The sequence below is a fragment of the Roseateles sp. genome (genome assembly GCF_965229315.1).
Lineage (GTDB): Bacteria > Pseudomonadota > Gammaproteobacteria > Burkholderiales > Burkholderiaceae_C > Pelomonas.
Genome location: NZ_CBDDJA010000002.1, coordinates 1811729 through 1823344 on the forward strand (window position 1 = coordinate 1811729; position 11616 = coordinate 1823344).

Below are 11616 nucleotides of genomic sequence, written 5' to 3' on the forward strand. Positions count from 1 at the left end.
GCCGCCGGCAGGGCGCAGTCCTCCCCCTCATGATTGACGCCTTGGCCGCTTTGCAGCCAAGGCTCCCTTTTCTCGCCCGACGCCGCCATGACCGAACCGCTCGCCCGAAAACTCCTGCTCGTGGGGTGGGATGCGGCCGACTGGCAGATGATGCATCCGCTCATCGACGCGGGCCGCATGCCGCACCTGAAGCGCCTCGTCGAGCACGGCACCATCGGCAACCTCGCCACGCTGCAGCCCATGCTGTCGCCGCTGCTGTGGACGTCCATCGCGACGGGCAAGCGTGCCTACCTCCACGGCGTGCACGGCTTCGTCGAGCCGACGCCCGACGGCACTGCGCTGCGCCCCACGGCGAGCACGACACGCCAGTGCAAGGCGCTGTGGAACATCCTGGCGCAATCGGGCAAGCGCTGCCAGGCGCTCGGCTGGTTCGCCAGCCACCCGGCCGAGAACATCAACGGCGCCTGCGTTTCCGAGCTGTTCCATGTCGCACCCGCGTCGGCCACGCCGGATGACTGGCCGCCGCAGCCCAACGCGGTATTCCCGGCGTCGCTCGCCGACGATCTCGCGGAGCTGCGCCTGCATCCCGCCGAGGTCACGGCGTCGATGCTGCTGCAGTTCATTCCCAAGGCTGCGCAGCTCGACCAACGCGACCCGGAGGTCCAGCGGCTGCTCTCCACGCTGGCCCGCCGTCTGGCGGAGTGCATCTCGCTGCACTCGCTGACCACCGCGCTGATGGAAGAGCAGCCCTGGGAGTTCTGCACGGCCTACTACGACATGATCGACCGTGTGGGCCATGACTTCATGGCCTTCCACCCCCCGCGCATGGCGAATGTGCGCCCCGATCTCTACGAGCCGCTCTGCGGCGTCATGAACGCGGTCTACGAGTTCCACGACCAGATGCTGGGCCGCTTGGTGGAGCTCGCCGGGCCGGACGCGCACGTGATGATCGTCTCCGATCACGGCTTCCTCAATGGGGCCTCCCGTCCGACCCAAACGATCAGCCCCGAGCAATGGCATCGCCCGTTCGGCACCTTGCTGCTGGCTGGCCCCGGCATCCGCAAGGACGCGACGCTGCCGGGCGCCACCTTGCTGGACATTGCGCCGACCGTGTTGACGCTGTTCGGGCTGCCGGTCGGGCGCGACATGGAAGGCCGCGTGCTGGTCAACGCCTTCGAGAAGCCGCCAGCCATCGAACGCATCGATTCCTGGGAGGCCGTGCCGGACCCGGTGTACGACGCACGCGTCCGCGAGGCCGCCGCCGAAGACCCGGCCGCTGCCGCGGCCTCGATGCGGCAGATGGTGGAGCTGGGCTACATCGAGGCGCCGGGCGAGGACGTCGAACGCGACATCGTGCGCGCCCGCGCCGCGCAGAAGTTCAATCTCGCCTGCACCTGCCTCGATGGCCGGCATGCGGGCCGTGCGCTGGCGCTCGCGCTGGAGCTCGCGGCGCAGTTCCCGCAGGAGCCGGCCTACCGTGTCTTCGCGGGCCAGGCGGCCATCGCCGCCGGTGACGGTGCCGCCTTGCTGGGCATCGCGGACGATCTGGAGCGCTTGCAGCCCGGCCACCCGCAACTGCCGATGTTCCGCGCCTTCCAGCACTGGATCGCAGGCGACGCCGCCACCGCCTTGCGCCACTTCGAGCAGGCCGCGCGGGACGGGCATGACAACGCATGGCTGCAATGCCGCATCGGTCGTGCCTGCCTGCGGCTGCGACAGTGGGCGCAGGCCGAGCAGGCCTTCAGGAGGGCTCTCGAACTGGACGCCAACAACGCCGAGGCGCACTACGGACTGAGCGTCGCGCTGCCGCGCCAAGGCCAGGTGGAAGAGGGCGTCCAGAGCGGCCTGCGCGCCATCGCGATCCAGCATGACGACCCGCTCGCGCATTTCCAGCTGGGCGCCGTGATGTCGCGGCTGGGCTGGTACGAACGCGCGCTGCAGGCCTTCGACATCAGCCTGACCATCCTGCCGAATTTCGCGATCGCGCATCGCTACGTCTCGCAGATCTGCCTTCGGCTGAAACAGTACGACCGGTCGCTGCGGCATCGCGAGATCGCCCGGCGCGTGCTGGCCGAAGGCCTGCCGCAACCCACCCTCGATTGAGCCCGTCATGGAACGCGACTTCGTCACCGTCGTCAGCGGCCTGCCCCGTTCGGGCACATCGCTGATGATGCAGATGCTGCATGCCGGCGGTCTGCCCACCGTCAGCGATGGCATCCGCCGGCCTGACGACAGCAACCCGCGCGGCTATTTCGAGGACGAGCGCGTCAAGCGCCTGCGCAGCGACCGCTCGTGGCTGCCGCAGGCGCGCGGGCGGGCTGTCAAGATCATCCACCTGCTGCTGCGCGAACTGCTGCTTGACGGCTCGCTGCACTACCGCATCGTCTTCATGGAGCGACCGCTCGATGAAGTGCTGGCGAGTCAGCGGTCCATGCTGTTGCGAGGCGGTGCGAAGCCCGCCGACGAAGCGCTGGTGCGCAAGGCGTTTGAGACCCAGCTGTCGCAGCTCCAGGCGTGGATGGCGACGCAACCGCTGCTGACCGTGCTGCGCATGCCCTATCACCAGGTGCTGCGTGAGCCGGGCGTCGCTGCGCAGGCGCTGGATGGCTTTCTCGGCGGCGGCCTCGACAGGGCCGCGATGGCTGGCGCCGTCGAGCCGGCCTTGCATCGTGAACGCACCGACGCCGCGAACGGCACTGGCTGACCGGGTCGTCCGGGCCGCCTGCGGACAGGGCAAGCGCCCCGAATCTGCGCGGGCGGGGTGGCTAGAGTGGCGCGCAAAGGCCGTGATGGGCCGCGAGGTGCACCTGACGCTCCAGTTCCGCGTCGCGGATGCCGTGCTCGCGCAGCCCCTGCACCGTGCGCAGCAGGTAGTCCAGCGTCGTGCCGTAGCGGCCGCTGGCATGGCGAAAGATGTGCACCAGCTCCGGCTCGTGCAGCGGCCCGGTCCAGTTGGGGCTCTGGCGCGACAGCGTGAACGCCAATGCGCGCAGCCGCCCGCTGGCGGTGTCGCAGTTCAGCCAGCGCGGCTCGTAGACGCCGTTGGGCATCTCGCGGGCCCACAGCACCGGCAGCACGTCTTCCCCGAGGGCGCGCGGGATGCGGTAGACCAGGCCGCGGCAACTGCCACCCGAGATCAGCGCCAGCACCAGGCCCGGCTGCTGCGCCGAGCCGCGGTTCACGCGGGAGCGCATGCGCAGCACGCGGTGAAAGCCCAGCACCTTGGCGGGCAGCGCCTCGACATACGCGAACTCGGGCCGCCAGATCAGCGATCCGTAGGCGAACAGCAGCAGGTCGTCCTCGCTGGCACGCCATTCGCCCAGCGTTCGCTGCAGCAGGTGGGCGCTGCGCGCCGGGCCATGGGGAATGTTCGATCCGTGTGAAGACATGGCTTGGCATCTTGGCATGTCGGTACCCGGCCCGTAACCCGCCGGCCGCATGCCGAAGTAATATGGTTACCTAAATTTCTAAAAGTTGGTTACGAACGCGGCCCACCGCGCCAGGATCGACTGCAGGAGAAACCGAATGAATTCCCAACTGATCGACGTCACCGAGCGCATCCGCGAACGCAGCGCCAAGCTGCGCGGCGACTACCTGGCCCGCCTGGCCAAGCTGGGCGGCCGCCAGCGTGGTTTCGAGCGCATGGGCTGCGCCAACGTGGCCCATGCGGTGGCCGCGCTGCCGTCCAACGACAAGCTGCGCATCGTGGCCGAGCGCGCACCGCACCTGGGTGTGGTCACGGCCTACAACGACATGCTGTCGGCCCACCAGCCCTACGAAACCTACCCCGACCAGATCCGCGCCGAAGCGCACCGCCTGGGCGCCACGGTGCAGGTGGCCGGCGGCGTGCCGGCCATGTGCGACGGCGTGACGCAGGGCCTGCCGGGCATGGAGCTGAGCTTGTTCTCGCGCGACACCATCGCGATGGCCACCGCCATCGCGCTGACGCATGACGTGTTCGACGCCGCGCTGCTGCTGGGCATCTGCGACAAGATCGTGCCGGGCCTGCTGATCGGCGCGCTGCACTTCGGCCATCTGCCCTGCGTGTTCGTGCCGGCAGGGCCGATGAGCTCGGGCATTTCCAACAGCGACAAGGCCAAGGTGCGCGAGCTGTATGCGCAGGGCAAGGTCGGCCGCGACGAACTGCTGAAAAGCGAGCAGGCCGCCTACCACGGCGCCGGCACCTGCACCTTCTACGGCACCGCCAACAGCAACCAGATGCTGCTGGAGGCCATGGGCCTGCACGTGCCCGGCAGCGCCTTCGTGCATCCGCATGACGACCTGCGCACCGCCCTGACCCGCGAGGCCGTCGGCACGGCACTGGACATCAGCGGCCGCGTGCAGGGCCGGCCCGCCAAGCCCATCGGCCAGCTCGTGGACGAGCGCTGCATCGTCAACGCGATGGTGGCGCTGCTGGCCACCGGCGGCTCCACCAACCACCTGATCCACTGGGTCGCCGTCGCGCGCTCGGCCGGCATCCTGATCGACTGGAGCGACTTCGCCGCGCTCTCGGCCATCGTGCCGCTGCTGGCCCGCGTCTACCCCAACGGCAGCGCCGACGTGAACCAGTTCCAGGCCGCAGGCGGACCGGGCTTCGTCATCCGCGAGCTGCTGGACGCCGGCCTGATGCATGAAGACGTGCTGAGCGTCGCCGGCGGCAGCCTGCGCCCCTACACCTTCACGCCGCAGGCGGTGGGGCAGGGCGGCCAGGTGCTGCGCGAGCCGCTGCCAGAAGGCAGCCGCGACGACGGCGTCGTGCGCACGGCCGCCGCTCCCTTCAGCGCCACCGGCGGCCTGAAGCTGCTGACCGGCAACCTGGGCCGCGCCGTCATCAAGGTCTCGGCCGTGCCGCAGGACCGCCACACCGTGCAGGCGCCGTGCCGCATCTTCACGACGCAGGAGGCCATGCTCGACGCGTTCAAGAACGGCGAGCTGGAGCGCGATGTCATCGTCGTCGTGCGCTTCCAGGGCCCGCACGCCAACGGCATGCCCGAGCTGCACAAGCTGACGCCGCCGCTGGCCGTGCTGCAGGGCAAGGGCTTCAAGGTGGCGCTCGTCACCGATGGGCGCATGAGCGGCGCGTCCGGCAAGGTGCCGGCCGCCATCCACGTCAGCCCCGAGGCGCTCGCCGGCGGCCCGCTGGCGCGGCTGCGCGACGGCGACATCGTCCGCGTCTGCGCGCAGCACGGCACGCTGCAGGCCCTGGTCGACGAGGCTGACTGGGCTGCCCGCGATCCGGCCACGCTCGACCCCGCCGAGGCCGACGTCAACGCCCACGGCCTGGGCCGAGACCTGTTCGCCGGCCTGCGCCGCAACGTCTTGAGCGCCGAAGAAGGCGCCATCACCTGGTTGTGACATGAGCCCCTCGCCCAGCCTGGCAGCGCTGGACGCGCGCCAACCTGGTCGGTCCCCCGAGGGGACGCGGCCGCCTGCGGCATCGAGCCCCCGGCGTCGCCAGGCAGCCCGGCCCGGGCGCTGCCCGGCGCCGGGCCCGAACACCTCGGTTTCATGGAGAACGAAATGATCGACACCCTCAGCCTGGCCAGCCACGGCCCCGTCATTCCCGTCATCGTCATCCAGCGCCTGGAAGACGCCGTGCCGCTGGCCGAGGCGCTGGTCGCCGGCGGCGTCAAGGTGCTCGAAGTGACGCTGCGCACACCGGTCGCGTTGCGGGCGATGGAAGCCATGGCCCAGGTGCCCGGCGCCATCGTCGGCGCCGGCACGCTGCGCAGCCCGCAGGATGTGGCCAACGCGAAGAATGCCGGCTGCCAGTTCGGCGTCAGCCCCGGCTTCACCGAGGCCATCGCCGAGGCTTGCCAGGCCCATGGCCTGCCGCTGCTGCCCGGCGTGTCCACGGCCTCGGAAGTCATGCGTGCCAACGCGGCTGGCTACGGTTTCCTGAAGCTGTTCCCGGCCGTCGCGGTGGGTGGCGTGACGCTGCTGAAGGCGCTGTCGGGGCCGTTCCCGGACGTGGCGTTCTGTCCCACCGGCGGCATCTCGCTGGAGACTGCGCCGCAGTTCCTGAAGCTGCCCAACGTCAAGGTCTGCGGCGGTTCATGGCTGACGCCTCAGGACGCCGTGGACGCCAGGGACTGGGCGCGCATCACCCGTCTGGCACGTGAGGCCGCAGCGCTGCGCGCGTAAGCCTCGTCAGGCAGCCAGGCGCTGCACCGGGTGGGCGGCGCGGCGCAGCGACTGGCCCACACCGCGCAGCGTGTCGAGCACCGGCCCCTGCCAGGGCAGCAGGTAGACGAGCGTGGCCAGCGTCGTGCGCCGGCGCGACGACAGCAGCGGCCTGTCCCGCTCATCCAGCAGCAGCACGTTGGAGCGCACGTTGAGCGGATCGGCCTGCACCACCGTGCCTTCGGCCATCTCGACCCAGTCCCACTCGATCCAGGCGCAGACATCGGCATAGCAGCGCTCCCAGCGCGTCGAGCCGCCGACCGGGTGCCCGTCGTGACGCACGCGATGCACGCGGGTCTGGGCATGCATCACATCCTGAGCAGCGCTCGACAGCGCGGCGGCGGGCCAGCAGACGCTGCCTTGCGGCAGTCGGATCAGGGTCGACATGAAGCACCTTTGAGGTCGTGTGATTTGGACGGGATCGCAGTCTCCGGTCACGACGGATGCCGAACAAGCTGGCAGACTTGACAGGTATGGGTGCGCCCGAAATCAACTATCAACAACTGATCGATGTCGGCCTGAGCGACGACTTCGCCGGCTTCGAGCGCCGCCTCGTGTCCACTGCGCAGGCGCTCGGCTTCCCGATCATTTCCGGCGTGCTGATGCGTGGCCGCCTGAACGACGCGGATGTCCAGATCACGTCGCTGGGCAACACCCCCGAGGGTTATCTGGAGGTGGCCAAGGACCTGGGCGAGGCGCGCCGCGACCCGGTGATGGCCAGGCTGATGGAGCAGTCCGTGCCGGTCGTCTACGACCAGAGCACCTACGTCGCGGCCAACGCCGGCGAGGTGTGGGAGGCCCAGGCGCCGTACGGCTACAAGACCGGCATCGCGGTGAAGCTGCACCTGCCGGGCGACAAGCATTTCCTGCTCGGCGTTGATCGCGACGAGCCGCTGCCCGGGTCGAGTGCGCAGCTGATGCAGATGGTCGCGGGGCTGCAGTTGCTGGCCGCGCATGCGATCACGGCCGCCGACCGGCTGCTGAGCGCGAAGATCACGCAGGGCAGCCTGCCCAAGCTGACCCGGCGCGAACTCGACGTGCTGAGCTGGACCTCACAGGGCAAGACGGCCTGGGAGGTCAGCGTCATCCTCGGCATGAGCGAGAAGACGGTGAACTTTCATCTGGGCAACGCGATGCGCAAACTGGAGGTGACGTCCAAGCACCAGGCCGTCCTCAAGTGCGTCGCTGCGGGCATCCTCTGACAGGGAAGTCCCCTGCAACCTGGAAGACTTGCTAGGTTCCTAGGGGGGCAAAAACCGACAAAGTTCGGTTCAACGGATTCCCGCCAACTTTTCCCAGGAGCCCCCATGAACTTCAGCCTCATCGACCTCATCTGCGAACTGCTTGCGCTGCCCAAGCTGGGCGGCTGACCTGCCACGGCGGGCACCCACACAGGGATGACGCTGCACGCAGCCGCCGACAAGAGCGACTCGCTGCGCACCACGGGCTTTGAAAGCCACCCCCTTTGCAGCCCACACCTCATCGCGGAACCCCCGTGTCCATCTCCGCCGAAACCTACAGCCGGTTGCTCAGCCTCGCCGATCAGGCGCCCATCGACTGTCTGCCGCTGACGTCGCGCACGTTGGCCCAGGCCAAGACACTGGGCTACAACCAGATCGGCCAGATCCGCAGCGCGCCCGCCGGCCGCCTGCTGGCCGACCTCGGCGCGGACCGTACCGAAGAATTCAAGCGGGCGCTCTATGACTTCGGCATGCGCCAGCCCGGCGCCGCCGAGGTGAATGACTGACTCGTTTGGGCGGCGTAATGCCACATTGCTGGCAGATCGCACCATGACCTTGGCCAGGCCGCGCATCAACGCATGTGCCCCCTGGCAACGGTCAAGATGGTGTGTCGCCCTGATGGACGATGTTGCCGGTGAGCCCATGGGGCGCCCGAGCGACTGATGGGTTGCGGCGCATGCGTGAGAGCATGCGGGCCGCAACCTCTCATTCCTCGACCTGCCGCGAGCGTGCCGACGCCGCGCCCAGCCCGCCATGCCCGACCGCGACATCCCCCTTGAATCCTGGCCACGCCGCGCGGCGCTGGTGCATTTCCGGACCATGGCGCAGCCGGCCTTCAGCGTCACCGCGCCGGTGGACGTGACCGGCCTGCGCGAGCGCGCCGCCCGGCACGGCGCCACGCCCTGGCTGGCCTACCACCACGCCGCGCTGGAGGCGGCCAACGACGTCGATGCGATGCGCCAGACCATGGTCGACGGCGGCCGTGGCGTGCACGAGTTCGCCGTCATCCACGCCAGCACCACGGTGCCGCGCGAGGACGGCAGCTTCGGCTTCCTGACGCTGCCGCGCGATGCGTCGCTGCAGCGTTTCGCCGAGCGCGGCAAGGCCCACCTGGCCCAGGTGCGCTGCTCTACCGGCGCGCTGTTCTCGGGCGACGACCCGGGCGACGTGCGCGAGGAAACGCTGGTGCACATGACCGCGCTGCCCTGGTTCGCGTTCACGGCCTTCACGCATGCGCGCAGCGCGGGCGACGACCGGCCCAAGGTCGCGTTCGGCCGCTTCAAGGAAGAACACGGCCGGCTGCTGATGCCGGTGGCGGTGGACGTGCACCACGCGCTGTGTGACGGCGTGCACGTGGGTCGCTTCTTCGAGCGGCTGCAGAGCCACCTGGACCAGATCTAGCGCGGGCGGCCTGCACGGCGCAGCAGCGCTTGCAGCCGTTGCTCGGCCGCCGACAGCCCGGCGCGCCGGGCAGGCGAACTGGCCCAGCGCTCCGCCGCCAACTGCGTGCGGCCCGCCTCGTCGCCCAGCCGGCCTACCAGCGCCAGCACGTCCGGATGGATGTAAGACTTGCGGCAAACCGCCGGTGTGTTGCCCAGGCGCCGGGCGGTGGCCTTCAGCACGTCCTGCACGCCGCAGCGCTCGGCGCCGGCACGGCAGGCCTGCAGCAGCCGCTCCAGCGCGCAGACGCTGCCATGCCAGGTGCGGAACACCTTGGCCGTGATGCCCGGGCCGGTTGCCTCGGCCAGCCAGGCGTTCACGTCGGTGGACGTGATGGCGTGGGGCTGGCCGTCCTCGCCGACGTACTGGAACAGCTCCTGGCCGGGTAGGTCCATGCAGCGCCGCACGATGCGCGCGACACGGCGGTCCGACAGCGTGCCCTGCTGCGGGATGCCGCCCTTGCCGATGAAGCTCAGCACCAGCTTGCCGCCCTGCAGCCGTGCATGCCGGTTGCGCAACGTGCTCAGTCCGTAGCTGCGGTTGCTGCGCGCGTAGGTGTCGTTGCCGATGCGCAGTTGCGTGGCGTCCAGCAGCCGCACCAGCGTGGCGATGACCGCATCGCGCCCCGGCGGCGTGCGCGCCCGCGCGGCGTCGTCCAGCACGCGCTGCACGCGACGGCGCAGCCGCGGCAGCGCCTGTGCGAAGGCCAGCAACTGGTCGAACTTGACGCTGCCACGATGAGCCTGCCACTGCGCGTGGTAGCGGTACTGCTTGCGGCCGCGTGCATCGCGGCCGGTTGCCTGGATGTGGCCGTGCGCATCGGGGCAGATCCACACGTCGGTCCAGGCCGGCGGGATGGCCAGTGCGCTCACGCGCTGCAGCTGGCCGGCATCGCGCACGCGCTTGCCCGCAGCATCCTGCACGGCGCGCCCGGCGGTGTAATGCCAGCCCGGCGCGCTGTCGTTCACCCAGCGCAGCCCGGCATCCGCCGCCTGCGCGGCGGCGTCGTTTTGTTCGATGCGTTCCTTGCCCATGGGGTGAATTGAACGACAGGGCGAAGGCCCGCGGCAGGCCTGAACGCGCGCTTGTGGCCGCGTCCTACAGGCCGATGCGGCGTCCTTCCGCGACCCGACCAGAGCACTGGCGTAGCTTTGCCACACACCAGGAGTTCCCATGGCCGCTTCCGCCCGTTCCATCGCATCGCTGACCCTGAGCTTCGGCCTCGTCAACGTGCCCGTGCGCCTGTATTCGGCTACCGAACCGGGCGCCGACATCCACTTCAACCTGCTGGCCAAGGACGGTTCGCGCCTGAAGCAGCAGTACGTCAGCGAGAGGACCAGGAAGGTCGTCGAGCGCAAAGACATGGTCAAGGGCTTCGAGGTGGAGGACAACCACTTCGTGCTGTTCGGCGCCGAGGAACTGAAGGCGCTGGAGGAGGGCAGCAGCCACACGATAGAGATCGTTAGCTTCGTGCCGCTGGCGTCCATCGACCCGCTGTACTACGACAAGAGCTACCTGCTGGCGCCCGACAAGCGCGGCGAGAAGCCGTACGCGCTGCTGGCCGAGGCGCTGCGCAAGTCCGGCCGCTGCGCGCTGGCCAAGTGGGCGTGGAAGGCCAAGCAGTACGTGGTGCAGATCCGCGCCAACGACGACGGCCTGGTGCTGCAGCAGCTGCGCTACGCGGCGGAGGTGCGCTCGCTGTCGGAGCTGGGCATCCCCAAGGCCCCGGTGTCCAAGCCGGAGCTGCAGCTTGCGCTGCAACTGGTGGACCAGATCGCGGCCGACAGCTTCGAGCCCGACCAGTTCCACGACGAGGAGAAGGCACGCGTGCTCGCAGCCATCGAGCAGAAGGTCAAGGGCAAGAAGGTCGTCGCGTCCTCGCGCGGCGACGAGCCAGGCCCTGTGGGCGGTGGACAGGTCATCGACCTGATGGACGCGCTGAAGGCGAGCCTGGGGAACAAGCAGCCGGCCAAGCCGTCGTCCAGGGCGGCCTCCAAGGCCACCTCGGCGAAGGTGACGCCCATCCGCCCGGGTCCAGCATCGTCGCGCAAGCCAGCTGCCAAGCGCGCCAGCGCCGCGCAGGCGGCCACGCCCAAGCCGCGCGCGCGGGCACAGCGCTGAACGCAAGGCATGGGCAAGTCCGCCAAGACGAAGCCGGCCGCGACGCGCGAGGCGCCGCTGGCGCGCTACAACGCCAAGCGCGACTTCAGCGCCACCACCGAGCCCGCGGGCGAAGTGGTCCGCGGCCGGGGCAAGGCGCTGGCCTTCGTCATCCAGAAGCACTGGGCCTCGCGGCTGCACTACGACTTCCGTCTGGAACTGGACGGCGTCATGCTGAGCTGGGCCGTGCCCAAGGGGCCCAGCCTGGACCCGGCCGTCAAGCGCATGGCCGTGCGCGTGGAAGACCACCCGGTCAGCTACAACCGGTTCGAGGGTGACATCCCCAAGGGCCACTACGGCGCCGGCCAGGTCATCGTCTGGGACCGCGGCAGCTGGACGCCCGTGGGCGACCCGCGCGACGGTCTGGCCCAGGGCAAGCTCATCTTCCAGCTGCACGGCGAGAAGCTGGCCGGCCTGTGGGAACTGGTGTGCATCGCCAAGCCCGGCGAGGCCAAGGCGCACTGGCTGTTGCTGAAGAAGCGCGGTGACGCCTGGGCGCGGTCCAGCCGCGACTACGACGTGCTGACCGCGCTGCCCGACAGCGCCGTCGACCAGCCACTGGGGCTGGCCGAGGACCGCGAACCGCAGGCCG

Annotated in this window: 11 protein-coding genes and 1 pseudogene; 9 read left to right on the forward strand and 3 right to left on the reverse strand. The window is 69.8% G+C overall.

Translation table 11 applies throughout. From position 1 onward, the window contains the following. Nucleotides 1–87: 87 nt before the first annotated feature. Both ACO07H_RS13190 and ACO07H_RS13195 read left to right on the forward strand, forming a co-directional pair. Nucleotides 88–2103 (forward strand): alkaline phosphatase family protein, encoded by a 2016-nt coding sequence (locus ACO07H_RS13190; protein WP_422014817.1) that lies wholly within the window; start codon nt 88–90, stop codon nt 2101–2103. 7 nt (nt 2104–2110) lie between these two features. After that, on the forward strand, nt 2111–2704 hold the full coding sequence (locus tag ACO07H_RS13195) for a hypothetical protein (RefSeq protein ID WP_422014819.1): 594 nt from the start codon (nt 2111–2113) through the stop codon (nt 2702–2704). A gap of 61 nt (nt 2705–2765) precedes the next feature. On the opposite strand, the gene ACO07H_RS13200 is transcribed toward ACO07H_RS13195, so the two are convergent. Next, on the reverse strand, nt 2766–3389 hold the full coding sequence (locus tag ACO07H_RS13200; RefSeq protein WP_422014821.1) for a gamma-glutamylcyclotransferase: 624 nt from the start codon (nt 3387–3389) through the stop codon (nt 2766–2768). A 136-nt stretch (nt 3390–3525) separates the two neighbouring features. On the opposite strand from ACO07H_RS13200, the gene edd reads away from it, so the two are divergent. Both edd and eda read left to right on the forward strand, forming a co-directional pair. Further along, nucleotides 3526–5355, forward strand: coding sequence for a phosphogluconate dehydratase (gene edd / locus ACO07H_RS13205; RefSeq protein ID WP_422014823.1), 1830 nt, complete (start codon nt 3526–3528; stop codon nt 5353–5355). Between the two features lie 165 nt (nt 5356–5520). Further along, entirely contained in the window at nt 5521–6144 is a 624-nt protein-coding gene (eda, locus tag ACO07H_RS13210; protein ID WP_422014825.1) for a bifunctional 4-hydroxy-2-oxoglutarate aldolase/2-dehydro-3-deoxy-phosphogluconate aldolase, read from the forward strand. A gap of 6 nt (nt 6145–6150) precedes the next feature. Here eda and ACO07H_RS13215 read toward each other — a convergent pair whose 3' ends face one another. Further along, nucleotides 6151–6570: a hypothetical protein gene (locus ACO07H_RS13215; RefSeq protein ID WP_422014827.1), complete on the reverse strand. Its 420-nt coding sequence runs from the start codon at nt 6568–6570 to the stop codon at nt 6151–6153. Nucleotides 6571–6656: 86 nt separating this feature from the next. Here ACO07H_RS13215 and ACO07H_RS13220 point away from each other — a divergent pair, with 86 nt between their 5' ends. From ACO07H_RS13220 to ACO07H_RS13230, 3 genes are all read left to right on the forward strand, one after another. Beyond that, on the forward strand, nt 6657–7385 hold the full coding sequence (locus tag ACO07H_RS13220) for a helix-turn-helix transcriptional regulator (protein WP_422014829.1): 729 nt from the start codon (nt 6657–6659) through the stop codon (nt 7383–7385). A gap of 293 nt (nt 7386–7678) precedes the next feature. Then, on the forward strand, nt 7679–7930 hold the full coding sequence (locus ACO07H_RS13225; RefSeq protein ID WP_422014831.1) for a hypothetical protein: 252 nt from the start codon (nt 7679–7681) through the stop codon (nt 7928–7930). A gap of 247 nt (nt 7931–8177) precedes the next feature. Continuing rightward, nucleotides 8178–8825 (forward strand): CatA-like O-acetyltransferase, encoded by a 648-nt coding sequence (locus ACO07H_RS13230; RefSeq protein WP_422014833.1) that lies wholly within the window; start codon nt 8178–8180, stop codon nt 8823–8825. On the opposite strand, the gene ACO07H_RS13235 is transcribed toward ACO07H_RS13230, so the two are convergent. After that, nucleotides 8822–9898, reverse strand: a complete 1077-nt coding sequence (locus ACO07H_RS13235; protein ID WP_422014835.1) for a DNA topoisomerase IB — start codon at nt 9896–9898, stop codon at nt 8822–8824. The two genes, ACO07H_RS13230 and ACO07H_RS13235, sit on opposite strands and share 4 nt — an antisense overlap. A 139-nt stretch (nt 9899–10037) precedes the next feature. Here ACO07H_RS13235 and ACO07H_RS13240 point away from each other — a divergent pair, with 139 nt between their 5' ends. Beyond that, nucleotides 10038–10985, forward strand: a complete 948-nt coding sequence (locus tag ACO07H_RS13240; RefSeq protein WP_422014837.1) for a Ku protein — start codon at nt 10038–10040, stop codon at nt 10983–10985. Between the two features lie 9 nt (nt 10986–10994). Further along, nucleotides 10995–11447, forward strand: a pseudogene (locus tag ACO07H_RS13245) (DNA polymerase ligase N-terminal domain-containing protein); the annotation flags it as partial. Between the last annotated feature and the right edge of the window lie 169 nt (nt 11448–11616).